Source organism: Citrobacter sp. wls826 (assembly GCF_005281245.1).
GTDB classification, from domain to species: Bacteria; Pseudomonadota; Gammaproteobacteria; order Enterobacterales; family Enterobacteriaceae; genus Citrobacter; species Citrobacter braakii.
This window is the reverse complement of sequence record NZ_SZWS01000001.1, coordinates 1-23,725: the sequence shown is the minus strand read 5'-3', so window position 1 is coordinate 23,725 and position 23,725 is coordinate 1. Positions and strand designations below refer to the sequence as shown.

Below are 23,725 nucleotides of genomic sequence, written 5' to 3'. Positions count from 1 at the left end.
CCCCCCCCCTTCCTTTCAGGTAAGGGGGGAGCACGTTCTTGGTTTTATACAACGAATTAATTACTTTATTTTTTGGAATTCTCATAAAACAGCCTCCGCATTGTGTGTTTGTATTATTAACCAAATAACTACAAATCTTCTTTAAGAAAATGCTCATTTAGTTATTCCTCATCGTAAGGATAGTTGCTCTACTCTGCAAAAAACAATTTGTGAGCGAAGTAATGAAAAATGAAACACGCTACCTGTCTTCCATGTTTTCCCAGCCGGCTCCGTTGTTCTTTGACTGGTTTAACGTGCAAAGCTTTGGGTGAAATATCTGAGTCAGGGCAGTTATCAGCCCGTAAAATATTGATTGTTGTTTTTTATCTGATGACCTACCTAAAAGTAAAACACAGAACTTATGTAAGGCTGGGATAATCACTAACCAAGCATAATAGGGGATTAAAATTTTCAAAGAATACTAAATACACGACCTTATAGGCAATTTATTGTATTGGCGGAGTGGGCATTTTTTGCATGTATCCATGCGTCATCTGAATGTAAACTCATCATCTAGATGATGAACCAATTTCAATAAGATGTTATGATGCACAAAAAGGAATCAATAAATTATTTTTGGTTTGAGAACTATTCCTTATACCCATACAAAGGGTTGTTTTATCGCAATAAATGGATTCGCATTCCCCCAAAAGAGTTGGACATTTTAACGATATTGGTCGAGAATGCTGGGAAAGTCGTTGACAAAGAGTTTTTTTTTCAGAAAGTCTGGTCTAATGGTGATGTGGGTGATGAGTCTTTAACTAGATGTATTTATTCGTTACGCAAGCTGTTGGGAAAACAGTCTATAGAAACAGTGTATCGAAAAGGATACATGTTCAGAGTAAATGTTTCTGTTCGCTCTGTTAAGTCAGATCCCACTGACACTAAATTAGTTGCGGTATTTCCTTTCCATTTTCATGCAGATTCAGGATTAAATCCTGATGATGCTCTATATACACTGACTCAGTTACTTAGCAAATTCAAGCCTGCGTCTATATGTATTATGCCAACTCTGGTTACTTGCAACGGCAATTCTTGGGAAGAGATTGAAAACATAATCCATAGGTTTGAACCTGCGTATTATGTCATGGGAAAAACATTTAAAAATAGCGAGAACATGTGTTTTGTTCTCGAAATCATTCAATCTTTTGATCATCGACTTATTTTTCAGACAAAAATTCAAATAACAAATAATCCAGACTGGATTAATGAGGCTTGCTGTTATGTGTGCGATTTTTTTCATGAGTGACATTCGCAATGGCATTGATATCTCAAGCAGGAGTATTCTTCCATTTACCGCTCAATAAAAACAAATATGATTTAATCATATACAATAAGTTTATTGGTTGCGTTTTGCTTTATTTTGATTGTGGATTACGTAACAATGTATAACCTAATATTATTACTGATTTTTTTTCTTTCTGGATGTTCATCATTATCGTCAATAGAATCCAATAAATTTGATGAACCTTCAATTGTTTATTTATCCACTGACTCACAAAAAGACAAAGCAAGAAAGGAGGCCGAGATATTTTTTAGTGAGTATCCATTTTATCTTTTTTCCCCACAAAAAGAAAATGAACTATATGAGGAATTTATGAGAATTCTTAAAACTAACGACAATAGAAATTTGTCGATGCATGATGCATTGATGCTGGCTCATGAACATTTAAAATAAATAGTTCATTCTTTTTTTGCTAAAGCTTTAGTTATGCGTATTCTTAGTATTCTTTTTCTTCAAAAAAGAATAGATGCGACGCACATCTTTAGCGTATGATTTTCTGCGTTCCTCCTGTATTGAAGACGGCGAAAAACCAGCGTTATAAGCACCAACAGCATTCCATGTTATGCCAAATTTTTTAAATGCTACTGCAAGATAATATGCTCCAGTGTATATATTAAGACAAGGATCAGATAACAACATTTCTGGAGTTATTCCGTACAAATTCAGCTCATTAAAATGCTGTGAATCAATTTGCATTAATCCAGATCCGTAACCTGTTGTTTGATTGTAACCAATCACTTCAGGTTTTAACTTGGATTCCTTCCATGCTATGGCGCGAAGCAAATCAGGATCAATATTATAATCATTTCCGGCCATTTCAAAACAATCAGAATAACAAGTCATACTGAACAACGATAATACAAACACTAAAAGTATCTTCATTTTCTCAGAAATTAAGTGGTGTATTTAATTAAAATGACAAATGGAATTGGCTCACTTAAGCTTCGCGCCTTTACTTTGAAGATTGAAGCTTAACATCGTTTGGGCCGCCATAATCGACAGTTTTTTCTCAACAGCCTCCCCAAGACAATCTGCCCCCCCCTGAACTCAGGGGTTACAGGCGCATAGACTTTATGCAAAATAGCCGCACCTCAGAATATCTTGCTCTTCTATCATGGTTATCTTCCCCCATAGTAAACGTGTATCGTGTGTATGCTTCCTTTTGCTAGATATAGCACTTATCCTTTTCTGATGAACCCTCAAGAAACGCCTTCAACCCCCGTCGCTTTTTTTGCCAGTTCTTGATAGGTCTTAGCTCTCTCCTAAACCAGCACCGAAATATCATGATTTCATGAACATATTAATCTCCTGTTGAGGAGCCTCTTGCTGAGGCTCCTTATATAATAAAAGGCCTCATTCTGCCTGTCTTGCCAAAAATGCTCATTCGGTCACCTAATAGCCAGATATCAGCCTGTGACGACAGACAGCACGGAAACACAAAAAACGGGGTATACCCCCGAACCTCCGGCCTCAAAAACGCCAACTGAATTGTAAATAGCCCCGTTTTAGTTCCATGCATTTTTTGAGATCCCGGCCAAATAATGGTGCTGTCGATATTCCTCCGGCGTCATATTGTTCAGTGATTCATGAAGGCGTTCGCAGTTATATTCTGACCCCCATCTTTCCGTGATTTCCCGCACTTCATTCAGCGTTCTGAACAGATAAATCGAGTATTTCTGTACGGTATGTTCGGTTAAAGCGCTCAATAAAAGCGTTCTGCGTCGGCTTACCCGGCTGAATATATTCCAGTTTTACTGCATGTTGCTCTGCCCATTCGGCCAGTGCAAGTGAGATAAATTCCGGACCATTATCCATGCGTAGCATGACCGGATAGCCGCGATTTGCCGCGATCCTGTCGAGTACACGGACCACGCGCAGAGCTGGCAGATTCAGATCGATTTCAATCGACAATGCCTCACGGTTAAAGTCATCAACGACATTGAACGTGCGAAAACGACGGCCACTGACCAGCTCTGGTTCAGCGCTTCCGGGGTGGCCAGTGGCGAGGGATTACGCACCGGCAACCGCTGTTTGCCCTTACGGCGAAAATTCAGCTTCAGCAGACAATAAATACGGTGGATCCTTTTGTGATTCCACGGGTGTCCCTGCCGCCTCAGAACCTGAAAAAGTTTCGGAAAACCGTACCGTGGGTATCGCTCTGCCACTGCCTGTAACGCGACAATAACGGGTTCGTCACGCGTGGTATCCGGACGGTAATGATAAACCGTTCTGCTCAGGTTCAGACTCCGGCAGGCCTGACGGATACTGAGTCCAAATGTCGTTATCAGATGAGTGACCAGCTCACGCTTAAAGGCTGATTTTAAAGCTTTTTTTCGATAACGTCTTTCAGCGCCCGGTTCTCAAGGCTCAGGTCGGCAAACATCTGTTTGAGACGCCGATTCTCGTCCTCAATATCCTTGATCTTTTTAATATCAGAAGCCTCCATGCCGCCGAATCTGGACTTCCAGTTAATGGGATGGACTACCTCCTCCCGCTACGGTTAACTGTACGAAATGTGCTTACCAGGAGAATCACCATGAATATCGTATTTCTGGGTATTGATCTGGCTAAAAATGTTTTACAGATCTGCGGGTTAAACCAGGCCGGCAAACCGGTTTATACGAAACGCACTGGCCGAAAAGAATTGCTCCAGACGCTGGCAAATATTCCTGCATGTCTGATTGGGATCGAAGCGTCCACCGGGGCATTTTACTGGCAGCGTGAGTTTGAGAAACTGGGTCATAACGTAAAAGTCATCAGCCCCCAATGTGTAAAACCTTTTGTCCGGGGGCAAAAAAATGACGGTAACGATGCGCAGGCGATAGCTGTGGCTCTGATGCAACCTACGATGCAGTTTGTTCCACCGAAAAGCCCTGAACAGCAGGATATTCAGACTCTGCACCGTGCAAGACAGCGTATTGTCAATCATTGTACTGCGACAGTCTGTCAAATCCGGGGACTGCTGCTTGATCGGGGAATAACAATCGGCGCGGCAGTCTCAAAAGTTCGTCGTACTGTTCCGCTTATCCTTGAAGATGCTGAAAATGGTCTTAGCGTTAGAATGCGCAGGACAATTGCCGAACTCTATGATCTCTTTAACGATCTCGAGCGTCGGATCCATTTTTTTGATAAGGAAATTGAAACAGTATTCAGGCAATCAGAAGCCTGTCAGCGTATCGCCAAAGTTAAAGGCATTGGCCTAAAACGGCCACGGCCGTTGTTGCTGCTATTGGCAAAGGAACTGAATTTAAGAATGGCCGCCACTTTGCTGCATGGCTGGGTCTGGTTCCACGGCAGCACTCGAGTGGCGACAGGCAGGTGCTGATGAATATGACGAAAAAAGGCGACAATCATCTGCGAACACTTTTTATTCATGGTGCCCGCGCTGTCGTCAGGGTTGCCACGAATAACAATGATAGTCATATGAATCAGTTTGTTAACCAGTTAAAGGAACGGCGCGGATTTAATAAAACGACCGTGGCGGTCGCTAACAAAAACGCGAGAATAATCTGGTCGATGCTGAGAAATGAGACCGAGTATCAGGTAGTGTGAAATTAATCGCCTGCCAGCAAAAGTTGCAGCGTACTGAGAAATGGTGACAGGTTGCACCTGCACAATCGGAACCTGACTATTATATTGGCCTCAGAGGCCGTCCAGTTGTTGAGGTGATTGTGTGCGGATTACCCATTTGGGAACAGATTTTCCTGATGCCGGATAGATGTAAGCAACAACCCCAAACCAGATTCAGTACTTGCAAAACGGAGGTAGTCCATAGATGTAGTAGGTGGCTTCAGATATACCGGTCTCCCGGCAGACATCTTTAACGGTTCGTCCGGCTTCAACCGACTTAATCACAGTGATGATCTGATGCTCAGTAAAACGGGCTTTACGCATAGAGATCTCCTTCGTTAGAAGATTGATTATGCCGGAGGATCTCTAAATATGAATGGCACGATTATGCGGGATACTTACAGAATCCTGCCCGGGCAAAGGGAGCATCGCTTCAGTTACAGTACCAGCAGTGCTGGAAGGTTTTCGCTGACTGCACCGGAAGTAAGTAGTTGCTGTTCACGGCTTCACTGCAAAGGAGGAATAATATGGCACAATTGTTGCTTTGTCGTCCTCAGGTGGACTGAATGCTCCCAGCCAAATAACCGCCGATTAGTGCGCTATGCGTTTCCGCTGAACGCTTATAGTACTATTCCCAGAGGTTAGTATTCCTATGCACTATACAGATAGACCTCCTGGTGTTAGCCCCAGCACAGAGCTAGAATTATTGTGCAGGGGCTTTCGTGAACTTCACGCTACGGCTGCGCCAGAATTAAGTCCTGAGATATTTAATTTCACCTTCGCACATATCCGGGAAACATCGTTCTGAAACTTTGAATTATTTGTTTCCCATTGCCGTCTCTCCTCAACCAATTTTTGGTAATCATCATCCAATATTTCGACTCCCTGACCTGGGACTCTCTTACCCCCAGCAACATCTGTCACACCAAACAAAAAATCCATGCCTTTCGAAGTGTTCGGCATGCCGAATCTCAACAACGAATCCAGCGATGGAGAAACAAACCCTCTTTGTAGTCGACTTAACTTGCCACTTGCCACCTCCATCGCAGCAAAAGAGGTCTGAATATTCAACTGACCGACCAGATATTCGTAAATCGGGGTCATTAATGATTCATCTGACTGATTCAATAAATGCTCTTTTATCCAAGATTTGAGTGATGTTTGATTTTGCATATTTGCATACTTGTCAACAGCTTTGTTCAGATGTTCAAGGCCGGGATCAATCACTCCGCCACCATTGTACAGAGACTCAAGTGTACGCCCTGACAATTCCGCTGTAATGGCACTGGCGTTAAAACCCTTATTTTGTTTGATTAAGCCCAAAACTCGGTCATCAGATATAACTCTACTCATATAGATACCCAAAACCATCTGGGCTTTATATATATCAATTTTTAAATCATTTACCACGTTTCGAATTCCAGCTTCCACTGTCTTGTTAGTCTGGCGAAGCTGATCTTCACTAATTTTGAGTGCATTGATCTTCGCAGCCGTATATTCTTGCAATGATTTATAATTGAATTCTTTCTGTCGTTCTTTACAGAAATTAGTTACAGAAGTCCTGACATCAGCAAGTAACGGGATGTTATCGTCGCCCATATCAAACAACTGTTGAAAGACTTCATTCTGGACCCCATCAATGGCTTTTTTTGTCCCGTCCATATCAGTCGCATTTGACAGCACACCAGAACTGCCCGAAGTACCCTGGTCAACAACTTTCCGGACCGAATGGTTCTGATTGCCCTGCCAATAGCTCCGGCTACTCCATAGTTCTGCCAACTCCTCCCCGCTGGCATCATATGGAATTCTATCACTCAGGAATATACCGCGGTAATCACTACCTTCATTTTCTTTCTGACTGATGTTCCCTTTTGACACCCAGTTATTAAGGATACCATCGTCCACACATCCCTTGGCTTTGGTTAGAAAGTTCTGAGTGTCATAAAGGACCTGTCGTCTATCTTTTCGTGCCGAAACCTGTTTCGTAATATCGTTAAGGTTCTCGCTGATGTCTCCCTTTGCATTCCACCCGGACAGTTTCCCCCTTTTTGTTATGTATTGTTTCTCATCCACCTGCAAGGCTTCCAGGTTTTTCTTCAGATGTTCAGCGGAAGAACGAGCCTCAGACACCTTCGCCTCTGCATCTTCTTCCCTTCTTCGAAGAGAACGAGTATGTTTTTCTGCATCACTAATAAGTGTCTTCTGAGCCTGAATATTTTCGGTATTCTCATTTATACGATTCTGTACAAACGCCAAATTCTGCTCAAGACTAGCTATTTCAGAAGTCAGTTCCCCCTGCATCTTCAGATTTGCTTCTTGCTGGGCCTTATTCTCTTTAAGCGCATCCTTTTGCTCTTTTTCTAAATGCTCAAGTTCAACCAGAGATGCTAAGACACTTTGGTTCAGTTGGTTCAACTCATTATTCCATGTATCATATAGTGATCTTAGTTTATCAAGATACTCTTTATTCTTTAAAGAATGATTTTCGACAGTTGCAATGAAGTCGGTCGCAATACGCTCCATAAGCCACCTCAAATCCGCTTCATCCTGCTCTGTCAATTTTATATCTACATCCCCCCCTCCAAGACTGGATCCATCTTTTTTATCAAAGGTATACGTTATATTATTTACAGAGTTTGTGTTGTCAATATATTCATACCCAGAGATGAACTTAGGTAACACATCTTCTATAAGACGCGTTAGTCTGGAGTTAATTTCATCTATTGCCCCCCTCTCACTTGATGTTCCAGATTCTGGGGTTCGAAGTGCATTATAAATACTATCAAGCTCTCCCTCCTCGTACAGAGACATATCCGAATATGCATCCATAGCTGCCTTAGCATTTCGTTGAAAATCCCCGACAATTTGGTCAATCTGATTGAAAGCACTATAGCTATCTTTCAGTACGCTTTTAAAAGACAAGGCGCTACTAAGTAGCTGTCTTATTAGTGATTTTTTTCTTCCAACATCTAACGCCAGCTCCCGCGAAACTGAGATTGCCTCTTGATTAAGGGCCACATATTTAGTTAAGCCACCATCACCGGTCGTTCCATCCAGAAGCCACTTCAACTCCATTTCATTATTTGTGTGCGGGAGACGATTTTTCTTAATCTTAATAGACGCATTCTGGGCATCAATTATTTTATTCCGAGCTTGAACTAATGAAGAAAGATTCCTATGAATATTCTCGATGTTGAGCTGCGTAATAGCGCGCAACTTGTCGCCATACTCATTCCTAGCAATATCAGCCGGTGTCAATTCATCTTGATTTTGAAAGGTAAGCAAACGATCCAATGAGGAAGGGGCAGCATCGCCATAACGGTCTTTGTAGGCGAACAGCAATTCCTGCTCATAGGATTTTAGCTGTGATTGACTGGTAGCCGCCTCTGCGTATAAGTGGAGTACAGAATTGTCGAACTGCAGTACTGAGTTAATTTTGTCTGTATAGCTTAATGCCGCTTTAGACGTCGCGTCCTGCACATAGTCCATAGACTTCTTGATATCTTCAGATTCGGCACGAATTGAGTCCATCTGTGTTACTTTGTCTTTAAACGCATGGTACCATTTCGTTCCGAGTGTTTCTTTCTGGGCTGATATGTTGTTCAAACCATTATTCAATTCGTCTTCTTGGTTTGCAAGTTTGTCGTGCTCGTCGCGGAGTTCCTGTATTTTATCATTGTTTGTCTGAATCTCCTTGTTAAGCTTTTCACAATTCAACCGGTGCACCCGAATATTATATTCGTCTCGTTCAATCTGTTGCTTAGCTTCGTTTATCCGGATAGATTGTTCATTAATATCATTGCTAATTGCCAACAACTTTTCCTGAAGGGAAGCGATTTTCCCTGAAACTTTGTTAACGTCCTGCTGAAGTTTACCCTGTGCATCCTTATTTTTCTGTTGCTCCTCATCCAGGCCACGGAGAAAACTGTTACGTACACTGCCCAACAGATGGGATACTTGCCCGATTGTCTTCTCAAGATTATTTATTTCAGGATTGTCCTCACAATTTTCACATTTTTTAATGCAGTGACGGACCCTGCGTTTAAGATTTCTAGGCAAGTAATCGATCTCCTTTTCCACTGACTCAGAGCCCTGCAATTCGTCACAGGACTCCTCGCTCGTGGACGAGAATAATTCATGCACCAATGAGTAAACCTTTGTTTTAAGAATTCCTGCCTGCTTTTTAACGAACTCGCGCTCCTCTTCAACCCCCTTTCTTATTTCTTCGTCAGTATTTATCAGACGACCGTTCAATTCTGACATAATTTTATCTGATGTCACCTCTCGGGTCAGGTGTTCCACTCCATTGAGAACAACCTTAACCACTTCACCGATCTGGGAACGGGTAAATTTGTCTTGCTGTGAAGTAGCATATATTTTATAGAAGAAATCAGAATCTATTGTTGATTCTCTGTTTACACTTAATTCATCAAATATCGCTTTTATCTGTTTATTGGCTTCATCAAATGTCTTCAGACTTTGATACCAAGCATCCGAAAATGCCTTTATTTTGCTGGCAGGCAATGAAAGTAATTGTTTCGCAAATTCCTGTTGTGCCCCGTTCAATGATTCGAGGTTAAAACATTTCTTTATTTTATTGGGGGTTGCATGTGCGCTTCTCTCGCCCGCGTCATAAAACGATACGTCTCCGGCTAAATATCTTAATACAAGTCCCTGCTGGGAAGTGACTGAAACTTCACAACGAAAATCCTGATTCATCTCTAACTGGGTAGTTTCTTTGTTATTCAATATAACCTTTGCTACTCCACCTTCCGTTATTACATGGAAACACATTTCCATTCCCAAAATCTTATAGACTTCAGAGGCTAGAACCAGATTTACCACCCCATGCGTAGCATCATCCGCCTCTACCCCAGAGTTATATTTACCCAAGGTGTCACAGATCTTCTTGGTCTGAACAAGCATTTCATGAGTGCACCTACAGCGTTTGCTGAATGTTGAACACACACGCAATAAGAAAAGATCGAGCCCTGCCCACCCAGTTTCAGCCCCCTTAGTCTCAATGATTTTAGCGGCTATGTCCTTTTGGGCCTTCATTGCAGCATCAACTGAGTTATCGCTGACCAAAGATGCAAATCTTTGTACATGTTGCACACTCATACAATTCCTCCTCTTAAAAACAGTTAGCTAATACATACATGTAATTAATTATAACAATGCTGACTTGCGTGAAGTGCTCATTTTCCCTTCATGCCCGGTGAAAATGCATAGTGCGCGCACTGGTTATGCGGCAGGGATGGGATATTCAGTCTGTCTGACAGCCGTCAGACAGCGGGCCTTCCAGCCTCGGCACCGCCGCAATAGCTTAGCCACGCATACACTCCAGATCGTTCACTCGTACCGTAGGCAGCAATTCCTCACAGTTGCTTTTCACCTCATCATAAATGCATAAAAAGCTAAGTTTTGATGTATTCTTATTAAGATAATTAAGCATATGATAAAAATATCAGTGCTTTTTTAGCATATACTTTATACACAAATCTATTTGAAGATATTGTATATTATATCTTGACAGGATAATTAAAATGATTTTACATTCTCACAAAAATGATCATTTAACTTCTCTTGTAACTATGCGTTATTTATTTGATGGTTTTGAATTCAATAATAATGGTTTGTTTTATAAACAAAAAAGAATTCATTTACCCCCCAAAGAAAGTAACATTTTACAATTTTTTCTTAAGCACCCAAATAGCGTTCAATCAAAAGATACGCTCATAAAAGCTGGATGGGGGCATGGTTTGCCAAGTGATGAGTCATTAACTCGCTGCATATACGTCTTACGGAATACTCTTTACTCCTGTACAGGAAAAAATTATATTAAGACTCTTTACAAAAAGGGGTATTTTTTTAAGGAGAATGTTTTCTGTATTGAAGGGAAAGAAAAAAAAGTGCACATTGCTATTTTTTTACCCAAAAGCAGCAATCATCAATACATACATCTATTAAAAAATTCAATTATAGATAACTTATTACATTATGAAAAGAAAGGAATATTTGTAATTCCCTTATCACTAACAGACTCATTGAATGATATTTTTGAACTTAAAAAACGAACCAATAATAAAGTAAATTATTTTATAACCGGATACTTTTTCAACAATGAAAAAAGTTTTCACCTTGAATTAATTGATGCAAATCAAATGATTTTAATTCATTCTGTTAATTTATGTATTCCCTTAGTAAAGGATCTGAAGTCCATATCAAAAAGAACAATTGAGTTTTTAGTTAAGAAAATAACTTCTACCAATCCACCTTGATTTTTTACAATTTTCACATTTATGCAATACAAATCTCAAAAAAATAAGCATTCGTGCTTTTACGGTGCCTATACAAAAATTCTTCGAATTATTAGTATTGCCCTGCGTAGTGCAAAAAAAGCCCGCATACAAGCGATTAATCCGCTTCGTTCGCTGCTGGTTTGTGCTTCGCAGGTGTTCATAACAAGCTCTTGAAACCGAATCCACACGAATGTGTCGCCGCCGGCATTAATAGCGAAGTGTCATAGCATTCTCCATTGCGCATAGCCCTGTGCAGTCCGCTTCGAAACGATGGATTGCACAGGCTGAAGAAGTGAAAAAACTGGACGAATTACTGTATAGACTTATCCACAAATATACCAGTAATCTTTGTAGCCACTTTGGCGCAGGACCAAAGACGGATGCAACACTACTGGCCGCTTCAGGAGATCCACCTCAAGCGTAACAAAATGAAGAGACTCCGGCACCACTCTGTGGCGTAAATACATTGCCAGCACCATAAGGAAATGCAGATAGGCACAGATTAAACCGTGGTGCCTCTCACATGAAGCATGAAGCAAACAATGCACTGTTGACAATGGCCCTTGTACATATGCGTGGTTGGCCGTAAACAGGGCTTTCAGTCTTCCTCTGATATTGACATCGTCCGGGGATAAAGCGACATTTTTTCGTGCTACGAGCTCCTGGCCGATGAACAGACTCGCATTTCTCAGGTAAAGTCGCCTGACATCTAACTCGCCGGCATGGTCGAGGATAAAGTGGTACCTAACGAATTGTACTGCGCGAAGAAAGCCCTCACCGTCATTGAGTTTGCTTTCACTCATCTGACGGTTACATTCCATCCCTGCTGCACACTGGCATTGCTCCATAGCAATACTGACATGTGGAGTGAAGCACCTTATTTTATCCAGTGTTACACCACTGCTAAAGTGATTATATCATCTGTTTCCACCAGTGATGGAAACATGCGACAATATGCGTTCACTGGCGGCTCGTGTCGTTTGAACACAGGTGAGTTGGAAAATGATTTAGTTATGTTGTTAAACATATCCAGAAATGGCTGTAAAATCGGGTGCGTGATTAACTTTTGCTGGATGATTGATTTGACTGGACCATAAATATGGTGCTGACGCACCGTTTGCCTGTAATGCATGTATTAGTCGTAGGCATATAGTCGATTCTGGGTTTATGATGATATATCATTTATCCTCGATTACTGGTATATAAAAAAAACAAGCTATTACTGGGGAGGCGCTGTTATAATCAAATCGTTCAAATAACTCAACAAAACAACTTTTTCGTTTTATAAGATAATTTTTTTTCATCCCTCCAGAATAAATAATCGCTACAAACTCAGAGTATTCATTTATTGTCCCCTCGAAATAATATGAAGCATATAATCCACCCTCAAATATCAACTGAGAATCAGTCTCGGTTTGTTGTGTTGATTCAACCAACGCCTGAACTCTGAGTTGAGAATAATTAAGTGAATCAGGCATAAAAACAGAAAACAATCTAAACGGATTCCTTTTAATTTGCATTTCTTTACTAATAACCCCCCACCTATAAGTACTTTCATATTTATTAAATGGTATATTTTCAACATGACTGATATAAAACCCGTGGATAATTTCAGGTTTCATTGTAACAATATCAAGAAAAAAACCTTTCTCATTGCTAGACGTAAATGGATGCATCATTAAACTTGCATCCCAAGCATCTTTTTTTCGACAAGTCAAAGGAGAAACACCAAATCTCTTTTTAAATTCTCTAGAAAAAGATTGTGGTGAATCAAAACTTAGTCGAAAAGAAATGTCAATAATTTTCAATGATGTATACTGCAATAAATAGACGGCTCTTGTCAGCTTTCTTATTTTTATATATCTCCCTAATGAAATACCTGTATATCTTTTAAAAATCAACTCAGTATATCGCCTACTATATCCGGCTATTTTACTGATTAGATCTACTGATAGCTTCGATTCAATATTATTTTCGATAAAGGAAACTATATCACTCATGTTTTTTTCGAGCATGGTATGCTTATCCAGCTATCATAAGTCCTGGCCTAATCATATCAGAATACCGCTTATTAATAAAAATTTGAAACGATTTTGTTGTACTAATGAATGAGTCGAGAAATGAGTAAGGCTGAATTCTACTGAATGTAGCAGAAAAATGTAGTCTGAACGACACAGGCTAAAAGTTTACCCTGATGCCATCAAAGCAGCGTGTTCGTGGATACTGGTAACATCCACATACTCACGACAGACATTCGCAATACCATCAACATCATCAATTTGCAGACCAGCGTAACCGCCGGTCTTTGCTTTTATGGATTGACGATGCGTTTAGCTATGAGTCTCCAAATGCCCCCCACCCAAGCGAATTAAAATATATATTATGATACTACGAAAATTAAATACACTTACTGAGTGATTTTTATTTTAATTAAAGATACAGAAAGAGCACCGACAAACAGAAAAATACCTGCCAATAACAGCATATATATTTCTGGCATAACCTCCCAAGGTTCTGCGAAGCATTTGAGTAATGAACCTCCTAAAGAAGCAGCAACAACTTGAGGCACACATATCGTTGCATTAAATAACCCAAGATAAGTCCCAATTCGACAACCCTTCAAGGAGTTTGTTATTATAGAAAATGGTATCGATAACATGGCTGCCCAAGCGCAACTTATCAATAAGAATGGCACAAACAAAAGATATTTATCTTTTATCCAAAAAACCGAAATAAAACCGACGCCGCCCAACATTAGGCTAATAACATAAGCCATTTTGATGCTTTTGAATTTTGGAATAATTATCGCCCATAAGATAGATCCCACGGCTTGCACACCAAAAGCCATCCCCACCCAGTCTGCGGCATTTTCATACTCAAAAGTACTTGTATCAAGAACCGGAATACCTTCTGCATTTAAAATAAATGGTGTGTTAAAAACATTTTTAGCAATAGCCCCAGTAGAATACGTCCACATAAACATAAATGCTCCCCAACAAAAAAACTGAACCAAACCAACAGTCCAGAATGTTTTGGGGGCCTGATTCAATAACGTCCAAACATTGGCTTTTATGTCATCATTATTCTTATCAATTGAATGATATTTAGAATAAATATCAGGAGGCATTTCCTTGACACAACAAGATGTATAAATAACACAGATAATTAATATTGCAGCACCGACATAAAAAGAAAAGATAACAGAATCAGGTATAATACCAGGTTCGGCTACATTACTAATTCCTATACTAGCAAATAAAAAAGGGACAAAATAACCAATAAGACTCCCGACATTACACATCATACTTTGAATGGAAAAAGCCAGAGTTTTTTGATTTTGATTGACCATGTCACTAACCATCATTTTGAATGGTTGCATCGCAATATTAATGGATATATCCATTAGCATAAGAGACACTGTACCAAAAATTAAAGCGGCTGTCACCCCCATAGATAGGCCACCAACATTTGGTAACAAGCACATGATAACAACAGCAATTAAGGCTCCGAAAAATAAATACGGAATTCTTCGACCAAATCTGTTCCATGTGCGATCGCTCATAGCGCCTACAATTGGTTGAACAATGATGCCCGCAAGCGGTGGTAAAATCCAAAAATAACTTAATTTATGAGGGGCTGCCCCCAGAATAGTAAAAATTCGACTTATATTAGCGCTCTGAAGTGCGTAAGCGATCTGTACTCCTAAAAATCCCAAACTAATACTACATAATTTAAATAAACCAAGATTTGGTAAATCTTTCATAAGATATTGTCTCATAACTATAAATATGAGCCTATTATAATAATCTTGACACCGAAAACATGATTGAAACGCATCATAATTGATACCTGATAAGACAATTTATAAAACCACTTTATTTTAAGAAATATAACACTACATTCCCGGAAACCACGGAAAATATTCATGACCACGTCAGATAATAACGATAATTTCATGTAAATCATGATTATTAAGGTAGCGCATAATAAACAAAAACAATACCCCTCCTTATGATATAATTGAATATTTGTAACTAAAGCAATAATAAACGCAAGAAAAATTTAACTGCCTTGCAAAGAAATCCTTTTGTAAGGCAAGCATAACATAATCAATCAATTTTATCGTGAACAAAATTTATTTTCTAATTATGATGAACAAATCTTCAGTTTAATATTTAGTTCACCTTCAATATATTCACATTCATCAAGAAGCCACTCTTCAACCAACCACGGGGTTAAATAATCAGAAACAAAAATCATAAAACCATCATTGACAATAGCAAATTTCTTGTGAAAGAGCTCACGTTGTTTTAGCTTCAATTTAACCACTTTCTGATTACGTTTTACAAGGCGACTATTCATTCTTTTCATAGCGGCGTTTTGCGTTACTTTCCTCATCATGCTCTAGGCATCCTTATTATATTTTTGATTCGCAATCACCATCTCTTTGAGCAGAAGCGTTAATGATGCCTTTGCCCAGTTCAGCGGAGTTATGGGGGATGGAACTGCCATAATCATGTTTTCATAATAAAGAAAGTTATAGCTCTCTGGAAGTTGCATACCTTTAACCTTATCCGTGTTAGCTGAATACATATCTGAATCAGTCAGCTGAGATAAAGATCTGTTCATATACTTAATGGCATTATTGTAAAAATCCACATCTCCAGATTCTTTATAGACCCGCAATGAGCATAATGCAAACCAGGAATCAAAAAACCATTGCGCCTCAGTATGAGCAATAAATTTTTTTTCTCGATTCGACATACTTTTGGAATCGGTATCAGTAGCAATTTCATTGAACCAAAAATTAGCAGATTGGTAGCTATCGCCCATATATCTTTTTATTCCATATACTCCACTTAACGACGAAACTATTTTCAAAATATTTTTTTCTCAACAAGAGATAATCTTTGAAGTTTAGCAGGATAAATTAAGCTCAGTAATGCTGCATCAGCAGTTCTGAACCTTTTATCATTTTGAGGATAAACGGGAGACTCTCCACCTTTAGCCAATTGTTTTTTTATCGTTAAATATCCTTGATCTATCAATTTTTCGATATTTAATTGCTGAATAAAATTTAAGTAGTTCATCTTTTCAGCAAAAGATTCTATGTCTCTTTTGAATATAATTGAATTATTTTTACCATCTGCCATAATATCCTTGAACGTTTCAAGTGATGACGTTACCATAGCGACAGAAGACGTGTTAATTTTTTCATTTTCTTCCCACATGCCGGAGTCTGGCATTTTAGCATAATTTGACTTATCGAAATAAGCAATTAAACTTATCAATGCTTTCATTCTTGAACCAGAATTCCATTCCGTGCCAGTAAATTCGCCTGATAAAATTTTTCTTAAAATCAAGTCAAGAAGAAGTCCCAACGCATCATTTTGTTTGTGGTTCCATTGCTGAGGAATGCCATTTCTCATAATGTCTTCATATTGTTCACTCTCAGCATCAAACCTTATATGAATTGCTTTCATTTGGCCATCCTTGCCGTTGAGTATCTTAGGAGTTGATATCACATCTTTCATTCGCTTCAACTGAGCGTCTGTAGATATATAGTCCCATAATGTTAAGATAATTTGCTTTGCATGCAACAAATCACCAGCACTTTCCAATGCAAGCGCTCCCCACAAAGAATCTCTTACCCAAACAGCATCATAATGCGTTTTATTAGCTATGTCCCTGTCATGCACATTCACCGCCCTTACAAAAGTTCCCCAGGGTTTGTATAAAAGTTCTAACTTGCGAGCTTCATATGTTTCATCCCAAATATTTTCTATCTGCTCTGTGTTATAATCCTTTTTTATCAAGGGTAGCGCGTGAGGAGAGTTAACGATCAACGAATATGATTCTGAACGCTCTGGAATAATAGTGACAAAATTGGCGCGACCTTTATTTTCAGATACTATTTTTTTTATTAAAACTTCCGGGCCACTTTGTTGTGCGGTGGATACACACGAATAGCATAAAGTATTTTGGCCTAATAAGGAAAAAATCAATGTAGAACTAATGACTGTTTTTTTCCAAATCTATTATAGGTCATATTCCCTCCTAAAATAAGTCAGTCTTTATCTCTGCTTACCAGAAATTTGATCTCTGGAATCAAAAAGCACATCAAATCAATAAAAAGTTGTTTTTACTTTTGAGCAAAGTAGATACATATATCCCTCAGATTAATATTGGTAATGAGTGCTTATCTCATACTTTTATATCAATCATATAAATACGAGTACTCTTTTTACAGAACAGGGAGTTACTCTTTTAGTAAAAGAGTAAACGGCCGTATTTTCAACGCCTTACTGCACACAATGAGATTCAACATAAAACATTCGATTATTTTACGTTAAAAGCAGCCCAGCCCCGCTCTATCGTTCATAATAATATAAGTACCTAAATATATCCGTTATAACGTCCTAAAAATTAAGATACGATTTAAGCGTCTCAGCACACGAAGATATCGTGCTACTTAATATTTTATATAAGTTATCAATTAATGTCACAGCTGTATTATACTTCTGAGTTAATGTTTGCATTGAGGTCTGAATTATCTGCTCCTGAGCATCAAAACCAGCCTGAAATGACTGATATGTAGCTGAAGAAAAAAAAGATGTATTCACTACTATAACTCCTGTATTTTTGAATATTTCTCCCGTATGAAATAAGAGATATTGGTTTACGGCATCTTTATCAGTTAGATCAATACCTTGAATTTCCATCCAATCTACTACGAGCTTCATTTGGGTATAATCACCTGCATAGTCAGGCCAACATAAAGAAGCGATACTCCCCATTATTTCCTCAATTGGTGATAGATCAATACGCACTTCATACATGCCTGATTCTGGGTTCTTCGTAACCACCGTATTCCCCCATTCGTCAGCCCATTGCATCGCGTCTTGCTCTGACTCAGAATCATATAAGACACCAGATTCACCATTATATTTATTATATATGTCATTGAATAACGCAAATATACAGTAACAGTTTATATTTAACGGATACTCTTCTTGACTTTTTTCATCCGTATTATCATTAATATAAGCTGCCATTAGACCGATTGCATCAGAAAAATCGCTGTAAAAATCCATATAAGTCTTAACTGCAAACTCATAAACATCCATATAGTTTTCATCAATCTTATTGATGGAGTCTGCAATCATTTCCCACAATTTCGCATCAGGAATACATGTTCGCCCTTCAGCTAAAATCAAATTATTTATATCATTATTGGACTTATTATTTACCTTCTCGAATTCAGTTGCGATATACTTCAATGAATTAATAACATCAGCATTAAATGCTATATCTGCTTGCGATAATGCCCGAAGATTATTTCCCAACAAATGTTCAGTAAGTCTCCGTTCAGAAAAGTTATTTCCTTTTTGGAAAAGATAGCTTCTGTATTTTTCACATTGCGCATATATATCATTCAGCAAGTTGAACCCTGGTGAACATTTTACTTCATTTCCAAACGGTTTATTATTCGCCGTGCTATTTACAGCGCTTTTTCTGTTATTTAATTCGTCAAAACCAATCTGGGTTTTTATCTTATCTCTTGTAACTCTCATTGTTACATTCATTTCCATAATATATGATAACCTCATCAAAATACACACATATATGAATGTATATCTATCACGGAAACCCTGTTCATAACCTTCATAAATTGCTCATTTCCTAAGTACGATACTGATAAATCCACAGTAAAAACTTCAATGAGTTTAAATATCCTGAAGTATATTTATGATTAGGTGTTGTAATCTCTGAAAAAGCTCAAAACACTATTTTCGTGGTAAGCAGAGACTGCACGGTTCACGTAGTCTACGTCCTAACCCAGAACGGCAATGAACTCGCAACGCGGTGAAACGCATCGGAAAACTGTATGTCATCGGGTCGGGGATCAGAGGTACAAGCGCAGAGTAACGGCAGGCAGTTCGGAGACAAAAAACGCAGCTACAACTTGCGTCGATGTGGGGATGGCTGCGGGCGAAACAGAAAACCCTCTCAAGGCTTTCAGAACTGGCGAAGGCGTTCGGGCATGCGCTGAAGTAGTGGCCAGCGCTGACCCGCTATGCAGTAGATGGCTGGGTGGAAGTGGATAATAACATTGCCGAAAAAAACTTGCGACGGATCAGTCTGGTGATAAAAAACAGGCTGTTCTTCGGCTCAGCTCATGGTGATGAGCTCGGTGCATTGCTGTACAGTCTTATCGGACGCGCAAATTAAACGGCGTGGATTCGGAACGCCATCTGCATCATGAACTTGATGTCATCGCCGACTGGTCTGTGAATCGGGTAGGTGATCTGCTGCTTTAGCGTGTTTCTAATATCGTTTTTACGAAAACTGTTCATGGAGTCTTAACATGAAGAGCGTGGTAGCTATTTTAATTTAAATGTGTTATTGATTTCTCTTCAACTCGTGTATTTTTTGCTTCGTTATGGCGAAAGCTTTTGCCATTTTACTCTAATGTCCATACCGCAACTGTTTTACCCATTGCATCATGGCTAGAAAGACCAACCTCCATATCACTGACCACAGCTGCAACGGTGTATTTCTGGTCAAAGGCCAGTTGAGAAGACTCGAGTTTAAACTCTCCGCTAAGATTTCTTCTTTCCATTGAGATACTTGTCTTTTCTGAGATGGCATATCACCTCTGTTCAGGTGGCCAAATTGAGTAAGCCACGACAGCATTACGGTTAATACTGGTGGAAAAAATCCCGCAGAAGAACCTACATCCTATCTGCGGGAAAACACCAGGTATGAGTAGTTACTGTGATGGATACAAGAAGTTCCATACATCCTGTATTCATCAAGTATCCGACTGCGTCTATTAAAATTCATGATGATTATCTACTTGTTTTATGATGCTGACCTGCTGGAGCGATAGAAACCAGACTGTATCCCTTAATTAGCTGAGTTGTAACAACTTTCTGTTTCAATGGCATATTTAACTATTATTTTGCTATCCCCCCCGATAAGGCATTACTCCTCATCCAGACTTTATTGCCGGCTCAACCCACACCACCACGGGCCGGACTGTTACGAACGGTGCGAAAGAGAACCATATCCAACGCCTGAAAGCAGCTCTGCGGGAACATCTGAACGGTCACTTTTGAGACAGTTATGGAAATTATAACCCAGCACTGGCGGGGGGATGAATAGTCGGGCGATCTCCTGGGAACGGGAATATCGTGGAGGCATAACCATTCCGAGGAGTTCATTCGCTTACCTACCATTCCCGTGGCTCCGGACCTGCCGTTAACTTCGAAACAGCCCCTCTGGCGATAGATGTCGGTTAACTGGGGGACTATACGCAATTGTCGCTCAGCGCTTCCTCCGTCAGGCGGATGTGAACATCATGGATTTTTCGGCGGGCATGAGCCCATGCAGGTGGCTTCCTTATCTGCCCGTCACGGTACAACTCATTGAACCCCGCATACGCATCAGCCTTCAGCACACCGCTGAATTCGCCAAGATGGGGCTCGAAGGTGGCGCGGCTTGAACGATGTGGTCACACCGACAACAGGCATTCTTTTCGCGCACCGTACGGATCCCACGGAAGGCGCCGCACATCAGTTCCAACTGTTCGGCGGTATCTTCACCCAGCCAGGCTGTTGAAGCCATTTCTCATATCGGTGATACCGGCAACGAGCCAGATTTAGGTCCCGGAAGGTAACGGGATCATCGCTTAACTTCCTGTATCAGCAGAGTCAGAAGCTTTTCACTGATAGTGCCATTGAGGCGGAGCGTCCCGTGCCCGAACGTTACCTCACAGCTGATACTGAGGGTTTCCTGGTCCTCTGCGCACGGCTCTTGCGGTACGGCAGCTGCATTGATAGTCACAGAAAGTAGCTGAGGACTCTCTGAAGAAGGTAATAGTAACTTTCCCTAGCGCCATTGTTGGCGCCATTTGAACAACAGATTGGCATTAATGCCATTTTCAAACGCCAGTTTTGAGATGGGTATCCCGGGTTCACAGGGGCAGCAACGAGCTTCTCCTTAAATTAAGGAGAATAATTAGGGCAGCCCTTACGCCTGCCTGGAGTCATATTTTCTGCATATCTGACACTTTGGTTCCCACTACTTATTTGGCAGACACCACTTTGTCGTATTCTTCAGACTATGACCAGACTGTTCACGCTGTACGCTTACGCGTTGTTGCACGACGAATAAGCAATGCAGGCTCAAAGGAATACTTACCCCCTGACAGCCATTTTTTCTACTTACATATTACGATGCTTATTGTGCTGACCATACCTTATTTTCTGATTCCTTAATTATTTCAGGGAACTTGTAGTACCCATGGAAAGTATTTAACCTTCTGAACAGTCTGACTAAATAGACTCGCTTCTCTGATTTGTATAAAAAACTGGCACTCAGCAGACTTTTTAAGAGGGCTACAGCGCCAGCATTTTTGGCTAAAAAAACAACAAAACCTAAATTCCAGTAATTGTTGCCACCGGCATTAAAACTAATGAATTGATAGAGTCAATTCGGCCAATACCATTAATGCGGGTAGCATTTCCGTCATATTGTATGAAATGGCCCTCATGCCCTGCGACTTGCTTAATTGACAACCTATCACATGTCTCTCTCAGTTGGGACATTCGGGGCCGCCACCCGGTGGGGATCTGGTTGATATATTCCGCCTCATCAAAAGATTCCCCCATACGCCGGGCATTAGCCTCACCTTCATCCAAAAGCAGTTCGTCGCTATAGAACATTTCATGTGCATTGATAAAGTTGCTTATTTGCTGGCCATATGATGCCCCAGCATTTTCAGGATCCCAGACCCGACAAAACAAGCCAGGGAAAGCATAGTTTACAAACATGCTCTCCGCGACATCCGTAACAGTCACACCATTATGAGTGTAAAGTGTATTTGTTTTCTCGACAAATAAGGCGCACGGAAAAGATTTTTTCAACCGCATTTGCGCGTTTTCCTCCTCTGGAGAATGAGGGAGATTGTATCCCCTCAGATGCTCAATGGAATCGTGATTGCCCCGAAGGAATACAGCTCCGGTCGACTGCAGTAAAGAAATCACCTGCTCCTGAATCAGGTAATTAAAATCCAGCCGGTCATTCATATTATCCCCCAAAAACAGCAAGCCGTTCACTCCCATCTTGCATAAACCAGAGCCAACAAGAGAAAGATTTTTAATCAAGACCTTAGCCAGGTCATCTGTTTTTTTCTGCCAGCCGGGGCGGCATCGATTTCTGGCGAAATCACACATCACCGTTTCATATTCTTTTACAACATTAGCCAATCTTCTCCAAGAAACTCCCTCCTTTAATTTTAAGGCGCCTGACGCAAAACCAGCGAGGAGTATAGCAATCGGAGAACCGGACACATCGCCGACAGTGAATTTATGCCCTCTTGACGGACAATATGCATCCTGCAAGTCGCGCGGAATTATCAATTTATCGAGAATAAATACTCCCTCTTTCTTCTGAATAGACTGAAGGATTTCCTGATTACTACGCATCTGCCGTGTTACCTCGGCTGAAAAAACATCTGTTATCACTTCAGAGACGGACTCAGTCCCTAAAGCTTCAGGGGATGGCTCTGTCCCTAAAGCTTCAGGGGACGTCTCAACTCCCCCAAGACAGTCATCAGTTGGCAAGACAGTCATCAGCGGGTCCCTTGTCGATTCCCATGCCCCCCCCAGGACAGCCAGCAAATTCTCTGACTTACACGTCTGAGGGACGCTTTTACGCCATGGGTCCATATAGGCATAACCTGTTCTGGCTCCGGCCAGCGATGGATGAAAACGCTCCTCTGTAACCGTTATGTTGTCGCCATCAGACCGGGTAAACCTGTATCGTGTGTATGTATCCTTTTGCAGGGTATAGCACTTATCCTTTTCTGATGAACCCTCAAGAAACGCCTTCAGCCCCCGGAGTTCATCTGGCAGAGAAGATGCTGCAGTATCTTCTCTTGTAGGGAGATGACCATACTGCAGCAAAAAATCCAGCTTATCAAAGAAGCGCATCAGGGTAGTTATCACGCCACCGTGCCGACTCTCAGCCTGCCCAGTTCCCGTCGCTTTTTGGGCTAAGTTATGATAGGCATTAGCTCTGTCCTGAATCAGTCCTGAAATAGAAACAGAAATAGAAATATCTGGCATATTAATCTCCAGTCATGCAAGTTACACGCCACTCGGCCAATGTGCTTATAAAATAAGCGCCCCTCACTCAGCCTGTCTTGTGAAAAATGCCCATTCGGTCATCTGGTGGCCAGATATCAGCCCGTTGTAGTGGCACAGTAAATTTGGTCACCTGAATAAAGGTGACATTCACACCACGACATAAGACAGGTGGCTTAAAGAACAAGAAAACTAAGCGTACTTTCCCCCAGAGTTCAGGTTGGAATGTGCACAGCTGATTGTTGATAAGGGCTACTCATATCAGCAAGCCAGTGAGGCGATGAATGTCGGTTCTACCGCGCTTGAGAGCCGGGATCGCCAGCTCAGGCAACAGAGCAACAACGTATTCGCGGGCTGGAAAAGCAAGTTTTCCAGCC

The 23,725-nt window shown here is 40.6% G+C and carries 15 protein-coding genes and 6 pseudogenes; 6 read left to right on the top strand and 15 right to left on the bottom strand.

The features are described 5' to 3' along the window. Window positions 1–583: 583 nt before the first annotated feature. Window positions 584–1,288, top strand: coding sequence for a winged helix-turn-helix domain-containing protein (locus FDW87_RS00115; protein ID WP_137379339.1), 705 nt, complete (start codon window positions 584–586; stop codon window positions 1,286–1,288). A gap of 135 nt (window positions 1,289–1,423) precedes the next feature. Then, window positions 1,424–1,717 (top strand): hypothetical protein, encoded by a 294-nt coding sequence (locus tag FDW87_RS23240; protein ID WP_137379338.1) that lies wholly within the window; start codon window positions 1,424–1,426, stop codon window positions 1,715–1,717. Between the two features lie 27 nt (window positions 1,718–1,744). Here FDW87_RS23240 and FDW87_RS00105 read toward each other — a convergent pair whose 3' ends face one another. Both FDW87_RS00105 and FDW87_RS00100 read right to left on the bottom strand, forming a co-directional pair. After that, complete coding sequence (locus FDW87_RS00105; RefSeq protein ID WP_137379337.1) at window positions 1,745–2,206, bottom strand: transglycosylase SLT domain-containing protein; 462 nt, start codon at window positions 2,204–2,206, stop codon at window positions 1,745–1,747. A 623-nt stretch (window positions 2,207–2,829) separates the two neighbouring features. After that, a pseudogene (locus tag FDW87_RS00100) lies at window positions 2,830–3,794 on the bottom strand (IS3 family transposase); the annotation flags it as partial. Between the two features lie 66 nt (window positions 3,795–3,860). Here FDW87_RS00100 and FDW87_RS00095 point away from each other — a divergent pair. Beyond that, window positions 3,861–4,876, top strand: a pseudogene (locus tag FDW87_RS00095) (IS110 family transposase). A gap of 225 nt (window positions 4,877–5,101) precedes the next feature. Here FDW87_RS00095 and FDW87_RS00090 read toward each other — a convergent pair. Both FDW87_RS00090 and FDW87_RS00085 read right to left on the bottom strand, forming a co-directional pair. Further along, window positions 5,102–5,218, bottom strand: a pseudogene (locus FDW87_RS00090) (transposase); the annotation flags it as partial. Window positions 5,219–5,623: 405 nt separating this feature from the next. Continuing rightward, on the bottom strand, window positions 5,624–10,015 hold the full coding sequence (locus FDW87_RS00085; RefSeq protein WP_137379336.1) for a hypothetical protein: 4,392 nt from the start codon (window positions 10,013–10,015) through the stop codon (window positions 5,624–5,626). A gap of 425 nt (window positions 10,016–10,440) precedes the next feature. On the opposite strand from FDW87_RS00085, the gene FDW87_RS00080 reads away from it, so the two are divergent. Then, window positions 10,441–11,175: a winged helix-turn-helix domain-containing protein gene (locus tag FDW87_RS00080; RefSeq protein ID WP_137379335.1), complete on the top strand. Its 735-nt coding sequence runs from the start codon at window positions 10,441–10,443 to the stop codon at window positions 11,173–11,175. Between the two features lie 344 nt (window positions 11,176–11,519). On the opposite strand, the gene FDW87_RS00075 is transcribed toward FDW87_RS00080, so the two are convergent. The 7 genes from FDW87_RS00075 to FDW87_RS00045 all read right to left on the bottom strand — a co-directional run bounded on the left by FDW87_RS00075 (window position 11,520) and on the right by FDW87_RS00045 (window position 18,788). After that, window positions 11,520–11,999 carry a hypothetical protein gene (locus tag FDW87_RS00075; protein ID WP_137379334.1) on the bottom strand — a complete coding sequence of 160 codons (480 nt, stop codon included), beginning with the start codon at window positions 11,997–11,999 and terminating at the stop codon, window positions 11,520–11,522. Window positions 12,000–12,374: 375 nt separating this feature from the next. Beyond that, complete coding sequence (locus tag FDW87_RS00070) at window positions 12,375–13,196, bottom strand: helix-turn-helix domain-containing protein (RefSeq protein ID WP_170975089.1); 822 nt, start codon at window positions 13,194–13,196, stop codon at window positions 12,375–12,377. Window positions 13,197–13,603: 407 nt separating this feature from the next. Further along, window positions 13,604–14,959, bottom strand: a complete 1,356-nt coding sequence (locus FDW87_RS00065; protein WP_137379332.1) for an MFS transporter — start codon at window positions 14,957–14,959, stop codon at window positions 13,604–13,606. A 383-nt stretch (window positions 14,960–15,342) separates the two neighbouring features. Further along, window positions 15,343–15,597, bottom strand: coding sequence for a hypothetical protein (locus FDW87_RS00060; protein ID WP_137379331.1), 255 nt, complete (start codon window positions 15,595–15,597; stop codon window positions 15,343–15,345). Window positions 15,598–15,600: 3 nt separating this feature from the next. Beyond that, entirely contained in the window at window positions 15,601–16,029 is a 429-nt protein-coding gene (locus FDW87_RS00055) for a hypothetical protein (RefSeq protein ID WP_137379330.1), read from the bottom strand. 44 nt (window positions 16,030–16,073) lie between these two features. Next, complete coding sequence (locus FDW87_RS00050; RefSeq protein ID WP_170975088.1) at window positions 16,074–17,201, bottom strand: glycoside hydrolase family 15 protein; 1,128 nt, start codon at window positions 17,199–17,201, stop codon at window positions 16,074–16,076. Between the two features lie 414 nt (window positions 17,202–17,615). Then, window positions 17,616–18,788, bottom strand: coding sequence for an IpaD/SipD/SspD family type III secretion system needle tip protein (locus tag FDW87_RS00045; protein WP_170975087.1), 1,173 nt, complete (start codon window positions 18,786–18,788; stop codon window positions 17,616–17,618). Between the two features lie 262 nt (window positions 18,789–19,050). Here FDW87_RS00045 and FDW87_RS00040 point away from each other — a divergent pair. Continuing rightward, a pseudogene (locus FDW87_RS00040) lies at window positions 19,051–19,517 on the top strand (transposase); the annotation flags it as partial. A 143-nt stretch (window positions 19,518–19,660) separates the two neighbouring features. Here the strand turns inward: FDW87_RS00040 and FDW87_RS00035 are convergent. The 4 genes and pseudogenes from FDW87_RS00035 to FDW87_RS00010 all read right to left on the bottom strand — a co-directional run bounded on the left by FDW87_RS00035 (window position 19,661) and on the right by FDW87_RS00010 (window position 23,330). Beyond that, window positions 19,661–19,819, bottom strand: coding sequence for a transposase (locus FDW87_RS00035; protein ID WP_137379327.1), 159 nt, complete (start codon window positions 19,817–19,819; stop codon window positions 19,661–19,663). Window positions 19,820–20,527: 708 nt separating this feature from the next. Then, a pseudogene (locus tag FDW87_RS00030) lies at window positions 20,528–20,820 on the bottom strand (transposase); the annotation flags it as partial. Between the two features lie 270 nt (window positions 20,821–21,090). Further along, complete coding sequence (locus tag FDW87_RS23235) at window positions 21,091–21,153, bottom strand: hypothetical protein (RefSeq protein ID WP_371415022.1); 63 nt, start codon at window positions 21,151–21,153, stop codon at window positions 21,091–21,093. 485 nt (window positions 21,154–21,638) lie between these two features. Then, window positions 21,639–23,330: a hypothetical protein gene (locus FDW87_RS00010; RefSeq protein ID WP_137379325.1), complete on the bottom strand. Its 1,692-nt coding sequence runs from the start codon at window positions 23,328–23,330 to the stop codon at window positions 21,639–21,641. Window positions 23,331–23,491: 161 nt separating this feature from the next. Here FDW87_RS00010 and FDW87_RS00005 point away from each other — a divergent pair. Beyond that, window positions 23,492–23,725: pseudogene (locus FDW87_RS00005) on the top strand (transposase); the annotation flags it as partial.

Coding starts and splice junctions, on each gene's coding strand:
- FDW87_RS00115 (WP_137379339.1), top strand. CDS start 584: ATGATGCACAAAAAGGAATCAATAAATTATTTTTGGTTTGAGAACTAT.
- FDW87_RS23240 (WP_137379338.1), top strand. CDS start 1,424: ATGTATAACCTAATATTATTACTGATTTTTTTTCTTTCTGGATGTTCA.
- FDW87_RS00105 (WP_137379337.1), bottom strand. CDS start 2,206: ATGAAGATACTTTTAGTGTTTGTATTATCGTTGTTCAGTATGACTTGT.
- FDW87_RS00085 (WP_137379336.1), bottom strand. CDS start 10,015: ATGAGTGTGCAACATGTACAAAGATTTGCATCTTTGGTCAGCGATAAC.
- FDW87_RS00080 (WP_137379335.1), top strand. CDS start 10,441: ATGATTTTACATTCTCACAAAAATGATCATTTAACTTCTCTTGTAACT.
- FDW87_RS00075 (WP_137379334.1), bottom strand. CDS start 11,999: ATGAGTGAAAGCAAACTCAATGACGGTGAGGGCTTTCTTCGCGCAGTA.
- FDW87_RS00070 (WP_170975089.1), bottom strand. CDS start 13,196: ATGAGTGATATAGTTTCCTTTATCGAAAATAATATTGAATCGAAGCTA.
- FDW87_RS00065 (WP_137379332.1), bottom strand. CDS start 14,959: ATGAAAGATTTACCAAATCTTGGTTTATTTAAATTATGTAGTATTAGT.
- FDW87_RS00060 (WP_137379331.1), bottom strand. CDS start 15,597: ATGATGAGGAAAGTAACGCAAAACGCCGCTATGAAAAGAATGAATAGT.
- FDW87_RS00055 (WP_137379330.1), bottom strand. CDS start 16,029: ATGGGCGATAGCTACCAATCTGCTAATTTTTGGTTCAATGAAATTGCT.
- FDW87_RS00045 (WP_170975087.1), bottom strand. CDS start 18,788: ATGGAAATGAATGTAACAATGAGAGTTACAAGAGATAAGATAAAAACC.
- FDW87_RS00035 (WP_137379327.1), bottom strand. CDS start 19,819: ATGGAAAGAAGAAATCTTAGCGGAGAGTTTAAACTCGAGTCTTCTCAA.
- FDW87_RS00010 (WP_137379325.1), bottom strand. CDS start 23,330: ATGCCAGATATTTCTATTTCTGTTTCTATTTCAGGACTGATTCAGGAC.